Annotated in this window: 15 protein-coding genes; 8 read left to right on the forward strand and 7 right to left on the reverse strand. The window is 55.4% G+C overall.

The window, feature by feature from the left end; genetic code table 11:
- The first annotated feature begins 143 nt into the window (after positions 1–143).
- From paaZ to FU672_RS08860, 4 genes are all read left to right on the forward strand, one after another.
- Positions 144–2,186 (forward strand): phenylacetic acid degradation bifunctional protein PaaZ, encoded by a 2,043-nt coding sequence (gene paaZ / locus FU672_RS08845; RefSeq protein WP_148242970.1) that lies wholly within the window; start codon positions 144–146, stop codon positions 2,184–2,186.
- A gap of 318 nt (positions 2,187–2,504) precedes the next feature.
- The gene (gene tynA, locus FU672_RS08850; RefSeq protein WP_148242971.1) at positions 2,505–4,781 is read left to right on the forward strand and encodes a primary-amine oxidase; all 2,277 of its coding nucleotides are present in this window, start codon (positions 2,505–2,507) and stop codon (positions 4,779–4,781) included.
- Between the two features lie 168 nt (positions 4,782–4,949).
- A complete protein-coding gene (locus FU672_RS08855; RefSeq protein WP_148242972.1) occupies positions 4,950–6,923 on the forward strand; it encodes an alkyl/aryl-sulfatase in 1,974 nt (657 codons plus the stop codon).
- Positions 6,924–6,997: 74 nt separating this feature from the next.
- Positions 6,998–8,104: a GGDEF domain-containing protein gene (locus FU672_RS08860; protein ID WP_148242973.1), complete on the forward strand. Its 1,107-nt coding sequence runs from the start codon at positions 6,998–7,000 to the stop codon at positions 8,102–8,104.
- A 9-nt stretch (positions 8,105–8,113) separates the two neighbouring features.
- Here FU672_RS08860 and FU672_RS08865 read toward each other — a convergent pair whose 3' ends face one another.
- Positions 8,114–9,100: a GlxA family transcriptional regulator gene (locus tag FU672_RS08865; protein ID WP_148242974.1), complete on the reverse strand. Its 987-nt coding sequence runs from the start codon at positions 9,098–9,100 to the stop codon at positions 8,114–8,116.
- Positions 9,101–9,221: 121 nt separating this feature from the next.
- Between FU672_RS08865 and FU672_RS08870 the strand changes: the two genes are divergently transcribed.
- The gene (locus tag FU672_RS08870) at positions 9,222–9,986 is read left to right on the forward strand and encodes an alpha/beta fold hydrolase (protein ID WP_148242975.1); all 765 of its coding nucleotides are present in this window, start codon (positions 9,222–9,224) and stop codon (positions 9,984–9,986) included.
- Positions 9,983–10,597, forward strand: a complete 615-nt coding sequence (locus tag FU672_RS08875; protein ID WP_148242976.1) for an FMN-dependent NADH-azoreductase — start codon at positions 9,983–9,985, stop codon at positions 10,595–10,597. The genes FU672_RS08870 and FU672_RS08875 overlap by 4 nt, the downstream gene beginning before the upstream one ends.
- Positions 10,598–10,647: 50 nt before the next feature.
- Here the strand turns inward: FU672_RS08875 and FU672_RS08880 are convergent, their stop codons facing one another.
- Positions 10,648–12,147: an aldehyde dehydrogenase family protein gene (locus FU672_RS08880; RefSeq protein ID WP_148242977.1), complete on the reverse strand. Its 1,500-nt coding sequence runs from the start codon at positions 12,145–12,147 to the stop codon at positions 10,648–10,650.
- 241 nt (positions 12,148–12,388) lie between these two features.
- On the opposite strand from FU672_RS08880, the gene feaR reads away from it, so the two are divergent.
- Complete coding sequence (gene feaR, locus FU672_RS08885) at positions 12,389–13,297, forward strand: transcriptional regulator FeaR (protein ID WP_148242978.1); 909 nt, start codon at positions 12,389–12,391, stop codon at positions 13,295–13,297.
- Here the strand turns inward: feaR and FU672_RS08890 are convergent, their stop codons facing one another.
- The 5 genes from FU672_RS08890 to FU672_RS08910 all read right to left on the reverse strand — a co-directional run bounded on the left by FU672_RS08890 (position 13,298) and on the right by FU672_RS08910 (position 17,740).
- Positions 13,298–13,615: a YdbL family probable chaperone protein gene (locus FU672_RS08890; RefSeq protein ID WP_148242979.1), complete on the reverse strand. Its 318-nt coding sequence runs from the start codon at positions 13,613–13,615 to the stop codon at positions 13,298–13,300.
- 7 nt (positions 13,616–13,622) lie between these two features.
- Positions 13,623–13,808: a YnbE family lipoprotein gene (locus FU672_RS08895; protein ID WP_148242980.1), complete on the reverse strand. Its 186-nt coding sequence runs from the start codon at positions 13,806–13,808 to the stop codon at positions 13,623–13,625.
- Entirely contained in the window at positions 13,805–16,444 is a 2,640-nt protein-coding gene (locus FU672_RS08900) for a YdbH family protein (RefSeq protein WP_148242981.1), read from the reverse strand. The genes FU672_RS08895 and FU672_RS08900 overlap by 4 nt, the downstream gene beginning before the upstream one ends.
- 214 nt (positions 16,445–16,658) lie before the next feature.
- Positions 16,659–16,982 (reverse strand): hypothetical protein, encoded by a 324-nt coding sequence (locus FU672_RS08905; RefSeq protein ID WP_148242982.1) that lies wholly within the window; start codon positions 16,980–16,982, stop codon positions 16,659–16,661.
- Positions 16,983–16,984: 2 nt separating this feature from the next.
- Positions 16,985–17,740, reverse strand: a complete 756-nt coding sequence (locus FU672_RS08910; RefSeq protein ID WP_032657465.1) for a DUF4225 domain-containing protein — start codon at positions 17,738–17,740, stop codon at positions 16,985–16,987.
- Positions 17,741–18,102: 362 nt separating this feature from the next.
- On the opposite strand from FU672_RS08910, the gene FU672_RS08915 reads away from it, so the two are divergent.
- On the forward strand, positions 18,103–19,092 hold the full coding sequence (locus FU672_RS08915; protein WP_148242983.1) for a 2-hydroxyacid dehydrogenase: 990 nt from the start codon (positions 18,103–18,105) through the stop codon (positions 19,090–19,092).
- Positions 19,093–19,101: the final 9 nt, after the last annotated feature.

A 19,101-nucleotide genomic window follows, 5' to 3' on the forward strand; every position in this document is an offset into this window, starting at 1 on the left:
AACACCCTCTGAACAGTCGCATTGCGCGCTGCAATTCATCAGACCGGATCACAATGTTAACAATTCATTAAAACTCAGCTTGATTTTTATGATTCATGATTAAACTATTAATGAGTAAATTACGTAACATTTGGAGATAAGCGATGCAGCAGTTAGCCAGCTTCGTGTCCGGTACCTGGCAGTCTGGCCGGGGCCGCGAACGCACTATTTATCACGCCATCAGTGGCGAAGCGCTGTGGAGCGTGACCAGCGAAGGGCTGGACATGGCGGCCGCCCGTCGCTATGCGATTGAGCGCGGCGGTGAAGCACTTCACGAGATGACCTTTATCGAACGTGCGGCCATGCTGAAGGCGGTGGCAAAGCACCTGCTTAGCGAGAAAGAGACGTTTTATGCCCTGTCAGCCCAGACGGGCGCGACGAAGGCGGACAGCTGGGTGGATATTGAAGGCGGCATCGGCACCCTCTTCACTTACGCAAGCCTGGGCAGCCGCGAGCTGCCGGATGACACGCTGTGGCCGGAAGATGAGTTAATCCCGCTGTCGAAAGAAGGCGGCTTTGCGGCGCGTCACATCCTCACCTCGAAATCTGGCGTGGCGGTACATATCAACGCCTTTAACTTCCCCTGCTGGGGGATGCTGGAAAAACTGGCACCGACCTGGCTTGCCGGCATGCCCGCCATCATCAAACCCGCTACCGCTACCGCGCAGGTGACGCAGGCGATGGTGAAATCCATCGTGGACAGCGGACTGGTGCCGGACGGTGCCATCAGCCTGATCTGCGGCGGTGCGGGCGATCTGCTGAACCAGCTCGACAGCCAGGACGTGGTGACCTTTACCGGCTCCGCCAGTACAGGACAAAGCCTGCGCGTGCACCCGAATATTGTGGCGAATTCGATTCCGTTCACCATGGAAGCCGACTCCCTGAACTGCTGCGTGCTGGGGGAAGACGTCACACCGGAACAGCCGGAGTTTGCCCTGTTCATTCGTGAAGTGGTCCGCGAGATGACCGCCAAAGCCGGGCAAAAATGTACCGCTATCCGCCGCATTATCGTCCCACAAAATCAAATTGACGCGGTTAGCCAGGCGCTGATTGCGCGGCTGGAAAAGGTCGTGGTTGGCGACCCGGCGCAGGCAGGGGTGAAGATGGGTCCGCTGGTCAACGCCGAACAGCGCGCAGACGTGCAGGAGAAAGTGGATCAACTGATCGCCGCAGGCTGCCAGATCCGTCTGGGTGGCAAAGCGGATTTGCAGTCCGCTGGCGCGTTCTTCCCACCGACCCTGCTGTTCTGCCCGCAGCCGGATGAAACCCCGGCCGTCCACGCGACGGAGGCTTTCGGCCCGGTTGCGACGCTGATGCCGTATCGCAATGCACGCCACGCGATGCAGCTTGCCCGCGCGGGCGGCGGCAGCCTGGCGGGTACGCTGGTCACCGCAGACCTGGGCATTGCCCGCCAGTTTATTGCCGGTGCGGCGCGCGCCCACGGGCGTATTCAGATCCTTAACGAGGAATCATCAAAAGAGTCTACCGGCCACGGCTCCCCACTGCCACAGCTGGTGCACGGTGGCCCGGGCCGCGCGGGCGGCGGCGAAGAGCTCGGCGGCTTGCGCGCGGTGAAGCACTACCTGCAGCGCACCGCGATTCAGGGCAGTCCGACGATGCTGGCCGCCATTGGCAAACAGTGGGTGCGTGGCGCATCGGTGCAGGAGGACCGCGTGCATCCGTTCCGCAAATACTTTGAGGAACTACAGCCGGGCGACAGCCTGCTGACGCCGCGCCGCACCCTCACGGAAGCGGACATTGTGAACTTTGCCTGTCTGAGCGGGGACCATTTCTACGCCCATATGGACAAAATCGGTGCGGCAGAGTCGATCTTTGGCGAGCGCGTGGTGCACGGCTACTTCCTGATCTCCGCCGCGGCCGGACTGTTTGTTGATGCGGGCGTCGGGCCGGTTATTGCCAACTACGGCATGGAAAACCTGCGCTTTATCGAGCCGGTCAAACCGGGCGATACCATTCAGGTGCGCCTGACCTGTAAACGCAAAACGCTGAAGAAACAGCGTACCGTGGAGGAAAAACCGACCGGCGTGGTGGAATGGGCAGTTGAGATCTTCAACCAGCACCAGCAGGCCGTGGCGCTCTATTCCATTCTGACGCTGGTGGCGCGCCAGCAGGGTGATTTCAGCTAACGTCCCCTCACCCTGACCCTCTCCCCAATGGGGAGAGGGGATTGCTCTGCACGACTATGTGATTTATCCCCGCTCTTTTTTTAACCTGGCAAGACTGACAAATAACCTGGCAGATGCAGGCAAACGCTTTTCTCATGGGCCTGTCAGGATAAGGCTGTCACAACACAATATACCCTAAATAATTCGAGTTGCAGGAAGGCGGCAAGGGAACGAATCCCCGGGAGCGTACATAAGTACGTGACTGGGGTGAGTGAGTGCAGCCAACGCACCTGCAACTTGAAGTATGACGGGTATAAACACAACAAGATGAGGTCTACGATGGGAAGCAATTCTTCTTTTTCTGCCCGTAGAACGGCGCTGGCCATGGCCGTTGCGCTGTGTTGCGCCTGGCAATCCCCCGTTTTCGCCCACGGCAGTGAGGCGCATATGGTCCCGATGGACAAAACGCTGCAGGACTTTGGCGCGGACGTTCAGTGGGATGATTACGCACAGATGTTCACCATTGCGAAAGACGGTGCCTTTGTGAAGGTCAAACCGGGCGCAAAAACCGCCATCGTCAACGGTAAAACCCTCAAGCTTGAGGTGCCGGTAGTGATGAAAGGCAAGAAAGCCTTTATTTCCGATACCTTTATCAACGATGTTTTCCAGTCAGGCCTCGATCAGACCTTCCAGGTTGAAAAACGCCCTCACCCGTTAAACGCGCTAACGGCGGACGAAATTAAGCAAACCGTTGAGATTGTCAAAGCCTCTGCGGATTTTAAACCGAATACCCGCTTTACCCAGATCGCCCTTGCAGAGCCTGAGAAAGCCAAAGTGTGGGACTTTGTGCTTAACGGTACGGCAGTGGATTCCCCCCGCCTGGCGAAGATCGTCATGCTCGATGGAAAGCATGTTATCGAAAGCGTGGTGGACCTGAAGGATAAAAAAATCCTGCGCTGGGAACCGGTGAAAGACGCGCACGGCATGGTGTTGCTGGATGATTTCACCGCAGTACAGCAGATCATCAACGACAGCACCGAGTTCGCTGAGGTGCTTAAAAAACACGGCATCACCGACCCGAAAAAAGTGATTACCACGCCGCTGACCGTCGGCTATTTCGACGGTAAAGACGGTCTGAAGCAGGAAGACCGCCTGCTGAAGGTGGTAAGCTATCTGGATGTCGGCGACGGCAACTACTGGGCGCACCCGATTGAGAACCTGGTCGCGGTTGTCGATCTTGAGCAGAAGAAAATTCAAAAGATTGAAGAAGGCGCGGTCATCCCGGTTCCGCTCACCCCGCGCCCGTATGACGGCCGCGACCGGGTACAAACGATGAAAAAACCCCTGGAGATCGTCGAGCCGGAAGGCAAGAACTACACCATCACCGGCGATATGGTGCACTGGCAGAACTGGGATTTCCATCTGAGTCTGGACTCCCGCGTGGGCCCGATGATTTCAACCGTCACGTATAACGACAACGGCAAAAAACGCCAGATTATGTATCAGGGCTCCTTAGGCGGCATGATCGTCCCTTACGGCGATCCGGACGTGGGCTGGTACTTTAAAGCCTATCTCGATTCCGGCGACTACGGTATGGGCACCCTGACCTCACCGCTGGTGCGTGGGAAAGACGTGCCGTCCAACGCCGTGATGCTCAATGAAACCATCCCGGATTACACCGGCGCGCCGATGGAGATCCCGCGCGCGATCGCCATTTTCGAACGCTACGCGGGGCCGGAATACAAACATCAGGAGATGGGCCAGCCAAACGTCAGCACCGAACGTCGCGAACTGGTGGTGCGCTGGGTGAGTACCGTGGGCAACTACGATTACATCTTCGACTGGGTGTTCCATGAAAATGGCACCATCGGTATTGATGCCGGCGCAACGGGTATCGAAGCGGTGAAAGGCGTTCAGGCGAAAACCATGCACGATGCCACCGCCAAAGATGACACTCGTTACGGCACGCTGATCGACCATAACATCGTGGGCACCACGCACCAGCACATCTACAACTTCCGTCTTGATATGGACGTGGACGGCATCAACAACAAGCTGGTGGCCATGGATCCGGAAGTGAAGCCGAATACCGCCGGTGGTCCACGTACCAGCACCATGCAGATCAATCAGTACGATATTGATACCGAGCAGCAGGCGGCGCAGAAATTCGACCCGGGCACCATTCGACTGCTGAGCAATACCGGTAAAGAGAACCGCATGGGCAACCCGGTCTCATACCAGATTATCCCTTACGCGGGCGGTACGCACCCGGTGGCGACCGGCGCGAAATTTGCCCCGGATGAGTGGATCTACCATCGCCTGAGCTTTATGGACAAACAGCTGTGGGTGACCCGTTACCATCCGGATGAGCTCTACCCGGAAGGAAAATTCCCGAACCGCTCCGTACACGACACGGGCCTGGGGCAGTACAGCAAGGATAACGAGTCGCTCAACGATCAGGATGACGTGGTCTGGATGACCACCGGCACCACCCACGTCGCCCGTGCGGAAGAGTGGCCGATCATGCCGACGGAATGGGTGCATACCCTGCTTAAACCGTGGAACTTCTTCGACGAGACGCCAACGCTCGGGAAGAAGAAAGACGAACAAAAATAAATAACGCACCGGGCGCAATGCCCGGTTTTTCATCTATTTACTTGCTGAATACCTCTCCCCGATTATAGTTATTTCTACCTCGTTTATTCCCATTGCATTTCTTGAACCACTTTCAGCCAGGACGCGAATTTTCCACAAGCGACGTAATACATCACTGAGAGGTTTAGGATGAAATTCAATTTGATCGTCAGGAGTCTTGCTCTGGCTGGACTTGTTATTTCCGTCAGTTCCGCGTATGCCGCAGAAGCCCCGAAGGATGCCACGGCCGCAACGCAACAAGCCAATAACGCCCTGTTTAATCAGCTTCCCTTCTCCGACAACACCGATTTTACGGACGCCCATAAAGGCTTTATTGCCCCTGTTCCTCAGGAAATTATCAAAGGGGAACAAGGCAATGTCATCTGGAACCCACAACAATATTCGTTTATTAAAGAAGGCGATAAAGCTCCGGATTCCGTTAATCCCAGTTTATGGCGTCAATCTCAGCTGATTAATATTAGCGGCCTGTTTGAAGTGACCGATGGCGTATATCAGATACGAAATCTTGACCTGTCAAATATGACCATTATTGAAGGAAAAGAAGGTATTACCGTGGTTGACCCGCTGGTGTCGGCAGAAACGGCGAAGGTCGGGATGGATCTCTATTTCAAAAATCGCGGCAAGAAACCCGTCGTCGCCATTATTTATACCCACAGCCACGTTGACCACTATGGCGGCGTGCGCGGCGTGGTGGATGAAGCCGACGTGAAATCCGGCAAAGTGAAGGTCTACGCCCCTGCCGGGTTTATGGAAGCGGCCGTTGCCGAGAACATCATGGCGGGCAACGTGATGAGCCGCCGCGCCAGCTATATGTATGGCAACCTGCTGAAGCCAGATGCCAAAGGTCAGGTGGGTGCCGGTCTTGGGACAACGACCTCCGCCGGGACGGTCACGCTGATTGCCCCGACCAATATCATTGAGAAAGATGGGCAAAAAGAGGTTATCGACGGCCTGACCTATGATTTTATGCTCGCACCGGGATCCGAAGCGCCATCCGAAATGCTCTGGTATATCGAAGAGAAAAAACTGATTGAATCCGCTGAGGACGTTACCCACACCCTGCACAACACCTACTCGCTGCGCGGGGCCAAAATCCGCGAGCCGCTGCCGTGGTCGAAATACATCAACCAGGCGATTGTGCGCTGGGGCGATAAGGCCGAAATCATCATGGCACAGCACCACTGGCCGACCTGGGGCAATGAAAATGTGGTCAAACTACTGAAAAGCCAGCGTGACCTCTATCGTTACATCAACGACCAGACGCTGCGTATGGCGAACGAAGGGCTGACGCGCGACGAAATCGCCGCTAACTTCAAGCTCCCGGATTCACTGGCGCATACCTGGGCTAACCGCGGCTATTACGGTTCGGTGAGCCATGACGTGAAAGCCACCTATGTGCTGTATCTGGGCTGGTTTGACGGTAACCCGGCGACGCTGGATGAACTGCCGCCAGAAGAAGGCGCGAAGAAATTCGTTGAGTATATGGGCGGCGCGGATGCCATCCTGAACAAGGCGAAAACCGACTTCGACCAGGGGAACTACCGCTGGGTAGCGCAGGTGGTGAGCAAAGTGGTCTTTGCCGATCCTAACAACCAGGCGGCACGTAACCTGGAAGCGGATGCGCTGGAACAGCTTGGCTATCAGGCTGAATCTGGCCCGTGGCGTAACTTCTACCTGACCGGTGCGCAAGAGTTGCGTAACGGCGTGGTGAAAGGTCCAACGCCGAATACCGCCAGCCCGGATACGGTGCGCGCGATGACCCCGGAGATGTTCTTTGATTATCTGGCTGTCCATATCAATGGTCAGAAAGCCGGTGAGGCTAAATCGGTGTTTAACATTGATTTGGGCAGCGATGGCGGGAAGTACAAACTCGAGCTGGAAAACGGCGTGCTGAACCACACGGCGAACGCTGAAGCAAAAGAGGCGGACGCGACGCTGACGCTGAACCGTGACACCCTGAATAAAATCATTCTCAAGGAGATTACGCTGAAACAGGCTCAGGACAGCGGAAATATTAAAATTACTGGTGACAGCGCGAAACTTGATGCCATGCTTAGCTATATGGACAAGTTTGATTTCTGGTTTAACATTGTGACGCCGTAACGCACAACGTGTATCAGGGGCGGAATATCCGCCCTTTCTTATATTTGTGTCCCACGTAATGGAAAATGGCTTCAATGGAAAAAAGACACAGCACAACGCCAGAGCTGGCTACCTGGCCCTCACGCAAATCAATGGTGCTCCACGGGCTGGAAACGAATCTGTCGTGGCTGGCGTTTGTTAATTTTAGCTTTGCGCTGATGGTCCTGCTGCGCAATGTCCTTTTCGACAACATTGATAACCTTTTACGCGTCGAACCGCATCTCCGGTTTATGGTTGACGCCTCGATGCTGGGCGTGATCATTCTGTCAGCGGCGCTAACGCTGATGGCCTGGCGTCATATAGCGGGTATCAGCGTGGTTCTTTTTATCTGCAGTGTGCTCTGGTCGCTCTGTTGTTACTGGTTTATCCACGACGTACACCTTCCTCACCCCTGGCCGATTTTTGTCACCCTGCTGATGGCCGGGATGACGGCGCTTTATTTTCATCCTGTAGGTCTGGTGTCCTTTGTTCTACCACTCTGGCTAACCATGCCCGTTGCCAGCATGGTGCAGAATGCGGGGACCAACATTCGCTTTGTTGGATTGTGGGTCGTTTTTACTCTCATTCTCGTTTTCGGGCGTTTTATCCTGCTGAGCTGGTTTGAAGAGGCCTGGCGTCGCAACCAGCAGAACCAGCTTTTGATTTCGCGTCTGGATGCGCTGGCGCATCAGGATCCCCTGACAAAAACGGCCAACCGCCGGGCGATGGAGCTGGTGCTGGAAAATGCGGTTGAGCAGGGAAAAACCTTTACCCTGATTATGCTGGATGTCGATTACTTCAAACGCTACAACGATACCTACGGCCATCAGGCCGGTGATGAGTGCCTGACTCGCGTGGCTGAGGTGCTTAAAAAATCGGTGCGAACCCCTGACGATGTCGTATCACGCTACGGCGGTGAAGAGTTTGTGGTAATTCTTTTCAATTGCCCGGAGAACATAGCGGAAAAAGTTGCTGCGCGTATTCAGGACGGGCTGCGCGCGGAGTCGATACCGCACAGCGCGTCAACCGTTAGCGACCATGTCACCGTGAGTATGGGGATTGCGAGCATGGCGGAAGGGTTAGCGGGCACCGAGATCATCGCCCGCGCCGATGCGGCGCTGTATCGGGCGAAGGAGGCCGGGCGGGATCGAGTATGCCGCTGAGAACGGCGGCTATTCCGCATGACGCCCAGCGATCCACTTGCGATACTGGCCGGGCGACATTCCCGTCACGCCAGTGAAAGCGCGCCTGAATGCCGTGTCGTCAGCGTAACCGCAAGCGCCTGCAATCTGCGCTATGACGTAACCCGGCTGCTCCAGGAGACGCATCGCCTTTTCAATGCGCATGCGCGTCAAAAAGTTTTTAGGGCTTTCATTCATTTCCTCCGCCATTTTTCGGTGAAGGGTTCGAGTGGTCATATTCAGCGCCCGGGCAAGCTGCTCTACGGTAATCGCCGGATTTTCATACCGGACGATATGTTCCGCCTTCATTATCATCGGATGTACCGAATTTAAAAAACCTGCTGGCGCGTAAACCTGCTGAGACAACGGCTGGCTGTCAGCCACGGCCATATCGGCCGTCAGACGCGCCAGCTTCTGCCCCGCGTGCAGACGAATGATATGCAGCGCCAGGTCAACCCACGAAAGCGGGCCGCCGGAGGTGATAACCCGCGCGTCCTGCACCAGCGCTTTACCCCAGACGGGTTTGCTGAGCGGGTAACGCTGGCGGAAAGTATGGTAAAGCCACCAGGTCGTCGTGCATGCCCGCCCATTGAGTACCCCCGCCTCGGCGAGAACCAACCCACCGGCACAGGCTCCCGCAAGCATCGCGCCTTTATCATACTGGCCGCGCAGCCATGCGCCAGCCTCGTGGACCGCCGCCAGCGAGACCGGGCGTTTCTGCTCGTCAAGCTTCATCCCGCAGGCAATCACGAGGTCGAAAGTTCCCCCTGCGACAAAGCTCCCATCGGTCTCGATCGACCGACCCTGCGCGTCCGGGACCGGCTTTCCTTCCGCCGTGATGATGACTGCCTCAAATGGCGATATGCCCTCGCCGTCCGGCTGCTGGGCAATCACCTCGTTAGCCAGCCAGAACATGTCGCAGAGCCCAGCCACGGCGGATTTCATACTTCCGGGTAACGCTAAAATGCCAATTCTCATGATTCAGGCCTGAATAAAATGTCTGATTTCGTATGTTAACCGTCATTTCAGACACTACAAGCTTCTTTGCGCCTCTCGTTACACTGTGTTTCAACGTCTCTCTGGAAATTACGTCACGCCTATGAAACCGACACGCTTGCCCGTTCTTCTTTCTTTGCTTTGCATGGCAGCATCGCTGCCTGTTCAGGCACGGATTAATAACATCATCCTCGTGCACGGTGCCTTTACCGATGGTTCCGTCTGGCAGGAAGTGATACACCGTTTGCAGACCCGGGGCTACCACGTCACGGCAGTGCAGAACCCTCTAACCTCGCTGAAGGATGACGTCGCCGCCACTGAGCGTGTGATTGACCGTCAGCAAGGGGAAGTGGTCCTTGTCGGCCACTCCTGGGCTGGCACGGTCATCGCTCAGGCAGGCAATAACCCGAAGGTGAAAAAACTGGTTTTTCTCTCCGCCCTTGCCCCCGACAGCGGTGAATCGGTCACCTCTCTTCTTACCCGCCTTAACGCCCCGATGGCCGACATGAGCCCGGATAAAAAAGGGCTGATCTGGCTGGACGATCCCGATGCCTATCAGCGCACGATGGCCAATGACCTGCCTCTCAAACGCGTAAAGCTGCTGACGGCAACGCAGCAGCCCATCGCGGCAATCGCCTTTAGCGAGAAGGTAGAACATGCCACCTGGCGCGAAAAACCCTCATGGTATCTGATAACCGAAGACGATTTCGCCCTTTCTCCCGGCGTCCAGCAGCAGCTTGCCGGCGCCATGAACGCCACCGTCCTGCGTATTAAGAGCAGCCATATGTCGATGATTTCCCACCCGGACGCCGTCAGCCAGTTTATCGAACAAGCAACCCAGACCGACGCAAAGGAAACAAAAAAATGAATATCCTGCATATAGATTCAAGCATTAACGGCGAGTTCTCACTTTCACGTCAGCTGACGGCAGAGGTGGTTCGCCAGCTCGCGTCAGATCGGGTGGTCTATCGCGACGTCGTTAAAACCCCCATCGCCCATCTCACCGGCACCGTTGCTGCAGGCTTCCGGCCGCTGCGGATAGCCGCGGACGCTACGGCTGAAGACGTCCGCGAACACGAGTTGTCCGAGGAACTTGTGAACGAATTTCTCAATAGCGACCTCATCGTGATAGGTGCGCCTATGTATAACTTCTCCGTCTCAACGCAGCTTAAAGCCTGGTTAGATCGACTGGCCCAGCCGGGAAAAACCTTTAGCTATACCCCGACGGGCCCGGTGGGGCATGCGACCGGCAAAAGGATTGTCGTCGTTTCAACCCGCGGCGGGATATATCACGGTACGCCAATCGAAGACATGGATTTTCAGGAGCGATACCTGCAGAAATTTTTTGGCTTTCTGGGCATCGGCAGAGTGGAATTCGTTCGTGCCGAAGGGGCGACGCGCAGTGAGGAGATCCGGACTAAAGGCGTTGCGCAGGCATTTGACGCTATTCCATCGGTCATCGCCGCAGCATTAAAATAGCCGCCGGGTTAAAGCCTGCCGGGTAACCGCAGCGTTACCCGGCAGTGTTTTTAATACCGCACGCACACCGACTTGGTTTCACACCAGCCGTCCAGCCAGTCCGGGCCAAAGTCACGCCCGGTGCCGGACTGCTTCATGCCGCCGAACGGCAGGTTGGCGTCGATCAGCGTATGGCTGTTCACCCAGACGGTGCCCGCCTGCAGCCTGTCGGTATATTCCAGCGCCTTGCTGATATTCTGCGTCCAGACGCTGGCCGTCAGTCCATATTCGCTGTCGTTTGCCAGCTGGAGCGCCTCTTCCCCGTCGGCTACGCGCACCACGTTGACCACCGGACCAAACACCTCTTCGCGGGTCAAACGCAGTGAGGCATCCGGGTTCACCACCAGCGTAGGCGAAACGTAATAGCCTTTGCCTTCCGGCCCCCGGTTACCGACGATCAGCTCCGCGTGGCGCGACTTCGCTTCATCAAGGAAGGTCTGCACCTTATCGCAGTGCGCGCGCGACACCAGCGGGTTGATAAACGCCTGCGGCGACATGCCCGGCCCGACGCTCAGGGATTTCAACGCCTGCTCAAACCCGCTGACCAGCGTGTCAAACAGCGGCGCTTCAATATAAATGCGCGAGCTCGCCGCGCACACCTGCCCCTGGTTCAGGAAGCTGCCGGTCATCAGGCCTTCGATCACCCACGCCGGGTCCGCGTCTTTCAGTACGATAGCCGGGTTTTTCCCACCCAGTTCCAGAGTCACCCCGGTTAGCGTGTCCGCCGCCGCGCGGGCGATTTGCTTACCCGTCGCCGTTGAACCGGTAAAGCTCACCTTCGCAATATGCGGATGTGAGGTCAGCGCGGCGCCACACACCGCGCCGCTCCCGGTCACCACGTTGAACACCCCGTCCGGAATGCCCGCTTCGCTTGCCAGTTCCGCCACGCGCAGCATGGTCAGCGGCGTGGTTTCTGACGGCTTGATGACAATAGAGCAGCCTGCGGCCAGCGCCGGCATCACTTTCCACATCCCGATCATCAGCGGGAAGTTCCAGGGCACAATCCCGGCCACCACGCCAACCGGCTCCTTACGCGTCCACGCCTGATAGCGGGCGCCCTGCGGCAACGGGATGGAAAGGTCGAGGGTCTTACCCGAAATTTTGGTGGTCAGCCCGGCGGTATAGCGCATCCAGTTCAGGGTGCAGCTGACTTCAAACATGCGGGAAATGTTAATGGATTTGCCCTGCTCCAGCGTTTCAAGCTGGGCCAGCTCCTCGCTGTGCTGTTCGACCAGATCGGCGAAATGGAGCAGGATCCGCTCGCGCTCCGCCGGTAGTTTCCCGGCCCAGATGCGGGCAACAAACGCGCGCCAGCCGGACATGACGGCACGGTCAACGTCATCGACGCTGGCATCGGCAGTCGAGGCAATGACCTCGCCCGTGGCCGGGTTGAAGACGTTCAGCCGTTTTTCACTGTCCGACGCGGCCTGACGCCCTTCAATCCACAGGCCATGCTGTCGGTCTAAAAATTGTTGTACGGCAGGCTGAATGGCCACCTGTGATTCAGACATAGGATACTCCTTCGTTATTCTTCGCAGGGTGTTCATCCAGTCTAAGTGGCGTTTTGCATTCTCGCTTTTGTCTCTGTGACATTCGCTTTGCCACCTGTGACAGGCTCCGCAAATCGCGATAATTGCCGCTTATATCGCTGTTACCGGTGAGTGTTCTTTCCTATAGTCAGCCTCATAGCCCTGACAAAATGCAACACAAATGCAACAATGCGAAAACGTTGACGGTGCAGTGAGAGAAACGATGGCATGTGCAAGCGAGCAGGAACAGTATCAGCAGTGGCTGGCGCAAATTAACCAGGTTTGCGGGCGTTTTAACGCGCAGCCCACCGAGGGGAAATTCTTCGGCGAGCTGGAGACCAGCTATGCACGCAGCCTGAAGCTCAGTACCGTGACCGCAGGCGGCGTTAGCCTGTTCCGCTCCCGTCAGGAGATCGCTCAGAGTAACGATGCCTGGTTCTATACCGTGTTCCAGCTTGAAGGCAGCGCGGAAATTGAACAGGATGACCGTCGCGCGGTACTCAGAACCGGTGATATCACGCTGATTGATGCGTCGCGTCCCTGTTCGATCAACTGGCGGGAAAAATCCCGTCAGATTTCCCTTCTGGTTCCCCGTCAGATTATTGAGCAGCAGTGTCGTTTCCAGGAGATAAGCTGCGCGACCGCCCTTTCCCGCACCTTGCCCACGGTACAGCTGAGCCATCGCCTGTTGATGGAGAGTATGAGCAATGCCGACCTGAGTGACCGGGAGAGTGAAGCGGCGCTCGAAGCGATGATCTGCCTGCTGCGCCCCGCTTTCCAGCAGCGTGAAATCATTCAGCCGCGCAAGGAACGTCAGTTCCTGCATGTCGTGGCGCTGATTGACGACCATATTCAGTCTGAATCGCTGCGCCCGGAATGGATTGCCGCCGAGAGCGGAATGTCCGTGCGCAGCCTCTACCGCATGTTTGCCGAGAAGGGGCTGGTAGTGGCGCAGTACATCAAAAACCGTCGTCTGGATCTGTGCGCGCAGGTACTGCGCGCTGCCGGTGATGATGAAAAGCTGGCGGGCATTGGCTACAGCTGGGGGTTTACCGACCATAGCCATTTTTCAACGGCGTTTAAGCAGCGTTTTGGCGTCTCGCCGGGTGAATACCGCAAGCGCTACCGCTAACTACTTTTTGAGCCATTTTCCGTTAATGCCCTTTACGTATTCGCCCGGTTGCGCGCGGGCAACCAGTTTTTGACCTGCCATTTTGGCCACTTCATCGACCGGCAAATTATTGCTGTCCGCCAGCTTTTGGTAGTTTTCCGTGCGTGCCGCATTAATACGATTGACCAGCGCCAGCGTTTCCGCATCCTGTTGAATCGGGGCAAGATAACCGCTGAGGGTTTCCCCCACGCGCCCCTGCGCCCGGGCATCGTTTAAGGTCAGCGCAGCCGCCTGCACGTTCATCCCCAGCGCCAGAAAAATCAGAGCTAATCGTTTCATGGCATCCTCAGAACAGATCGCTGCGCGATTTCAGCAGGGTTTCAACGTCTTTATCGACCTTAATATGGATCTCATGTTCGATTTTGACATTCATATTGATGGTAATCGGCTCCTTTGGCGCAGCGACTTCAATGCGCGGCGTACAGCCGGTCAGTAGCGCGGCAACGGTGAGCACACCAGCCATCTTTTTCATTGTTGTTCCTCACTTTCCTTGCCAGTCAAACTGCGGGGAGCAGGTATCGCCGCATGTTGCTCAAACCAGGTTTGCAGGTTGTCCCCAAAACGCAGGCTGCGCCAGAGGGTAAAGACATTCTCGTCATGGGTATAGTTCAGGTTGACGGAGCTACTTTTGCCATCCACCCGGCTGGTACCCTTGATGGTCGCCTGCATGGTTAATTCACCCAGGTTATCTAAATTGATTTTCGTCCACGAACGCGAAATTTCCATATAGCGGAGCCAGTTAATCGCAGCGCCCGCAACCATATTATCTTTCACGATGGCGTCTGCCGTATCTTTGTCGATGCGTAGCGTCATTGGCCCCGGGTTGGTCAGCCAGCCATCTTTAATGATCCATTTTTCATTGTCCAGCCAGAACGGCAGTGCCCCGCTAACCGGCCCTGACATGGCAAACTGTTTCGGATTGACGGCGCTAATCAGCTCGCTTGAGGAGATATTGTCCACGCGCAGCAGGGCCGGATCGTGCTGTGGCATCCGCAACTGCTGCATGGTGATCTTCCCGCCGAGGGTTTCCACCTTCACGTTGGTGAGGAGCAACGGGTTGTCCTCCGTCCAGGGATAATCCCCCTGTAGATCGGCGGTAATGTTGCGCGCGGTCACCAGGTTTACCACTTCGCCTATGCGCAACGTGACCGGACCGCGCGTGCCGAGAGACCAGGTTCCCTCGCTGAAGCGGAACGGCAGCACAAAATCGACGCCGTTAATCTGGTTATCAGGCATCCAGGCGCTGCCGGATTTCAGCACGCCGTGCCCACCCGCTTCAAAGCCCTGATCGGCCGCCGCCGAGAAGGCGACCTGCGCATAAAGTTCCCCGTCGCGGAGCGTCATTTTCCAGTCCGGCGGGATCAGAGGCTGGAATACGGTGAGCGACTGTTTCGGCCACCAGGCCTGCCCGCGAAGACGCTCACCATCCCAACGACCATTAACCTGCACCGGGCCGATTTTGTCCGCATGGAGGTCGCCCTTAAACTGAAAAATGGTCGGGTCGGTGCCGTCGACGCTAAAGGTCAGGACCGAGGGCGGCAAAACGCTGCCGCCAGAGAAACGGGTTAGCCCGGCGTTGAGCGACAGCGCGCCGCTGAAGGCCGGTTTATCGGGGTCACGGAACCAGCGTACCGGTTGATCCAGCACCAGACGCGGCTTGCTGACTTCCATCGTGCCGTACTGGAGCTTGTCAAAACCGGTGGAGAGCGCCGTCAGCTCAATGAGGTTATCGCGCCACTCGCCTTTCCCGGCGACATCCCAGCGGGCATGCATCGGCGTAAAACCGCCTTTCCCCCAGTAGCGCCACTGCCACAGGCCGTTATCAGGTAAAAAGTCGTTGGCCTGGCCGTCCAGGTGGAGTTCAAAATCACCCATCTCGTTTTCATGGGCGCGCAGAATAGCCTGTAAACGGCCGTCCACGCCCTTCTGCGTCAGCTTCACGCCCGCCAGCGGCCAGCGAATTTCATCGATATCGAGTGAGTCAATGATGCGCCCGCGCGAGCGGAGCAGCGCGCCCGGCTCAAAGGCCAGTTGCGGTTCATACAGGCTGCCGGTCAGTGTTGCGGGCAATTTGGCGTAAAGGATGAGATCGTTTTGCTTCGCCTCGCCGCTGAGATGCAGGGGCATGTCGCTGTTTTCCATGCTGAGCCTGCCGGGCCCAATATTCAGTACCGCGTTGCCTTTCCCTGCATCACCGTGGGTAAGCACATTCAAACGGCCGGTCAGCGTGGTTTTATCCAGCCCCTGCTGCCAGTTGTCGGCGCGGAGGGATACCCGCCCGCTCAGCGGCATACCCGAGAGATCCCAGTTCCAGCGCCCGTCGCTGATGCTCAGCTGCTCCGCCGTGATCTGCCATGGCAGATCGAGCAGCGGATCGGGGTTGTCCCGCGCCATCACGACCAGCTGTCCCTGGTTATCTTCCCAGTCCAGATCGGCATCGACCAGAGACGTTAACTGTGGCACGTTAAAGGTCGCAACCGCGTGGCCTTTCACCGGCACGCCATCCGGTACCAGCGGCAAGGTAAACTCGCCCACCAGCTTAACAGGCTGCGGCTGGTCCGGGAGCTGTACATCGAACTGGCTGATCGAGAGCGTCTGACCGCGAAGCGTGCCTTTAATGCTGACCTGCTCGCCTTTATAGGCGATCTCCTGACTGGACGGCGTCAGCGATGCCTGAAGTTCGCCCTGCCACTGCTGCCAGGGCGACAGCGTCAGACGGTGAACCGTGAGCCAGGTATTCGGTAATACTGCCTGCCACTGTGCCAGCGTTTTGGGGGCGACCGTTGAGGGTGCAGACTGGGGAATTTTGCTCAGACAGACGGTGTTAAGATCCAGCGCGTCGATATCCAGTTTCCAGCGGCTTGGATGTGACAGCGTCACGTTATCGATGCGGGCAATTTCGCAGTCTTCAACCAGATAGCGAAGATCGGGGATCACCAGCGCGTGGCGGGTAAGTTTCGGACTCTTTTCGAAAGCGATGCGCGTCCCGACAGGCAGCCAGATCCCGGCGAGCGTCGGTACCCACTGGGCGAGCGTCATCAGCAGCGTCAGCGGCAACAATATAAACAGCAGTAAAAGCGCAAGAGCGGCTTTGTATTTACCCTTCATGGGCAGTTAATATCCTGATTTAGCGAAAGAATTAAGCCGGCAGTGCCGATCATTGTCGCATGTTTAGCGATTGAGTTGAAGTTAACGCTAAGTTAAGAATAGATGCTGCAATAGTAAGCGGTGATTTTTTTGCCATGCGTAACCTAAAGAAAATATTTTAGGTTCAATTGGTTACGCATAAATTCAAGAATAATCGCAGAGCAGAGTTGCGAAATTAATACCTGTTCCGTGGCATTGCCAGCAGGTAAAGCATGGCGAATATCAATGACCCCCAATACACCGAGTCGTACCGCCAGGGATCAAAATCAATATGTAAAAAACCGCTAACAAACTCATAGCCGTTGGCAAAAACGTTAATTTGAATGGCTGCAATAGCTATCACAAACAGCGTATAGGCGATGAACAGAGGATATTTACGAAGCCTGTTGACCTTGAGTTTACCGAGGTACAACAAGAAAAAAATGGCAATAGATACAATGAAATAGCACACGGCAGGTAGAATCGGTGGGGTTAATGACAACTCGAACTGTTCCGACATAATTAATTCTCTTTAGCTATCTGGTACATCTGCCAACCTGTGACGCTTCCACTGGTTAAATCCAGAGCCATCGCTGTTTTAGAAGCCTCTTGCCATCCTCTGATATAATCAGATTCGATGTTGCGAAACAGACTCCAGGATTTTTCTCTGGGAGCCAGTACTCTCCTGCCCGCGCCATAGGCTGATAAAGAGATATCAACTACACCATAGACAATATCAGCTTCATTATTCCCATAACCGAGCTTCGCTGCTGCGTAACGATAAGCATCTCTTAGCGTGCCAGACCGATCTTCACGATAGAGAAGATAGTATCCATTTTCATACATGTTGTTTAGCCCATGAGTAATCATAGGTGCACCATACGCAGCACAGGCAAGACCCAGCGAACCGACGCATAAACTAGCGCCCCCATACACTTGCGCCCCACCGGCAACGAAACCGATCTGTTTAAGCGCTAAAGTCGTCGTTGTTGTCCGATTTTTTTCAACAACAATGAATAATTTAGCCTTATTGAAGGTAAGTAAGTCATCTTGTTCCTTAAGATGATGTATCTGTTCATCAAGAACTTGAATCCCGCCTGACCAGGTCAGGCAATGCGATTCAATCTCCCTTCTCAAACGAGCAACAAGTTGTTGAGTTTCAAAAAACATGCCGGAGGTACCATAAAGCAAATGCTTTGTGGCAATTCGCTGCGCAAGATTTTCAATCTCTAAGACTTTCTCCTCGAAATGACTTTTTTCCCGATTATGGTTGTACATTCGGTCTCCCTGTCATTTTAAAACGATAACAATAATACTACCTTCGATGTTAAGACATTCAAAGAGCTACGTCATTTCAACAGTTAAAGCTAGTCACATTTTCAGGTATTGTTAAACCACTAACCCAAACATAAGCACTTGTAGTGACTTTAGCTTCCCCCATAGCACCCCTAGAATAAAACAAGCAGACATCTCTCTGGTGTACCCTCCTTAAGAAATCGGTGGATATGAATATCATGGAGTTAGGGTGTACATATGCTCTAGAATAATTGATAGAACTTATTGAATTCAATAATATTTTAGAAATTGTAAGATAATTTTAATCATGCTAACGTGAATGCAAAATCACTGGAGAAAGTCTTATGAAACTCGCGGTATATAGCACAAAGCAGTACGACAAAAAGTATCTGCAACATGTTAACGAGGCTTACGGGTTTGAGCTTGAATTTTTCGACTTTCTGCTGTCCGAAAAAACCGCCAAAACGGCGCACGGCTGTGAAGGCGTCTGTATTTTTGTTAACGACGACGGCAGTCGTCCGGTGCTGGAAGAGTTGAAAAAACAGGGGGTGAAGTATATCGCCCTGCGCTGCGCGGGCTTTAATAACGTGGACCTCGACGCGGCGAAAGAGCTGGGTCTGAGGGTAGTGCGCGTGCCGGCGTACTCTCCGGAAGCGGTGGCGGAACATGCGATTGGCATGATGATGTCACTCAACCGTCGTATTCACCGCGCTTATCAGCGTACCCGTGACGCCAACTTCTCGCTGGAAGGGCTGACCGGCTTTACCATGTACGGCAAAACCGCCGGCGTGATCGGCACCGGTAAAATTGGCGTGGCTGCCCTGCGCATTCTGAAAGGCTTCGGCATGCGTCTGCTGGCGTTCGATCCGTACCCAAGCGCGGCGGCGCTGGATCTGGGCGTAGAATACGTCGACCTGCCAACCCTGTTCTCGCAGTCTGACGTGATCTCCCTGCACTGTCCGCTGACGCCGGAGAACTACCACCTGCTTAACCAGGCGGCGTTTGACCAGATGAAAGATGGCGTGATGATCATCAACACCAGCCGCGGCGGGCTGGTTGACTCTCAGGCCGCTATCGAAGCGCTGAAAACCCAGAAAATTGGCGCGCTGGGGATGGACGTGTATGAGAACGAACGCGATCTGTTCTTTGAAGACAAATCTAATGATGTGATTCAGGACGACGTGTTCCGCCGCCTGTCCGCCTGTCATAACGTGCTGTTTACCGGACACCAGGCGTTTCTGACTGCCGAAGCGCTGATCAGCATTTCGGAAACCACGCTGGGTAACCTGCAGCAGCTGGAAAAGGGCGAAGCGTGCCCTAACGAACTGTCGTAAGCATGACGC

Origin of the sequence: Enterobacter asburiae, from assembly GCF_008080435.1 — a bacterium.
Classification (GTDB): domain Bacteria; phylum Pseudomonadota; class Gammaproteobacteria; order Enterobacterales; family Enterobacteriaceae; genus Enterobacter; species Enterobacter asburiae_C.

Bases quoted from the DNA above. Each gene is read 5' to 3' on its own strand.
- paaZ (WP_148242970.1), top strand. From the start codon at position 144: ATGCAGCAGTTAGCCAGCTTCGTGTCCGGTACCTGGCAGTCTGGCCGG.
- tynA (WP_148242971.1), top strand. From the start codon at position 2,505: ATGGGAAGCAATTCTTCTTTTTCTGCCCGTAGAACGGCGCTGGCCATG.
- FU672_RS08855 (WP_148242972.1), top strand. From the start codon at position 4,950: ATGAAATTCAATTTGATCGTCAGGAGTCTTGCTCTGGCTGGACTTGTT.
- FU672_RS08860 (WP_148242973.1), top strand. From the start codon at position 6,998: ATGGAAAAAAGACACAGCACAACGCCAGAGCTGGCTACCTGGCCCTCA.
- FU672_RS08865 (WP_148242974.1), bottom strand. From the start codon at position 9,100: ATGAGAATTGGCATTTTAGCGTTACCCGGAAGTATGAAATCCGCCGTG.
- FU672_RS08870 (WP_148242975.1), top strand. From the start codon at position 9,222: ATGAAACCGACACGCTTGCCCGTTCTTCTTTCTTTGCTTTGCATGGCA.
- FU672_RS08875 (WP_148242976.1), top strand. From the start codon at position 9,983: ATGAATATCCTGCATATAGATTCAAGCATTAACGGCGAGTTCTCACTT.
- FU672_RS08880 (WP_148242977.1), bottom strand. From the start codon at position 12,147: ATGTCTGAATCACAGGTGGCCATTCAGCCTGCCGTACAACAATTTTTA.
- feaR (WP_148242978.1), top strand. From the start codon at position 12,389: ATGGCATGTGCAAGCGAGCAGGAACAGTATCAGCAGTGGCTGGCGCAA.
- FU672_RS08890 (WP_148242979.1), bottom strand. From the start codon at position 13,615: ATGAAACGATTAGCTCTGATTTTTCTGGCGCTGGGGATGAACGTGCAG.
- FU672_RS08895 (WP_148242980.1), bottom strand. From the start codon at position 13,808: ATGAAAAAGATGGCTGGTGTGCTCACCGTTGCCGCGCTACTGACCGGC.
- FU672_RS08900 (WP_148242981.1), bottom strand. From the start codon at position 16,444: ATGAAGGGTAAATACAAAGCCGCTCTTGCGCTTTTACTGCTGTTTATA.
- FU672_RS08905 (WP_148242982.1), bottom strand. From the start codon at position 16,982: ATGTCGGAACAGTTCGAGTTGTCATTAACCCCACCGATTCTACCTGCC.
- FU672_RS08910 (WP_032657465.1), bottom strand. From the start codon at position 17,740: ATGTACAACCATAATCGGGAAAAAAGTCATTTCGAGGAGAAAGTCTTA.
- FU672_RS08915 (WP_148242983.1), top strand. From the start codon at position 18,103: ATGAAACTCGCGGTATATAGCACAAAGCAGTACGACAAAAAGTATCTG.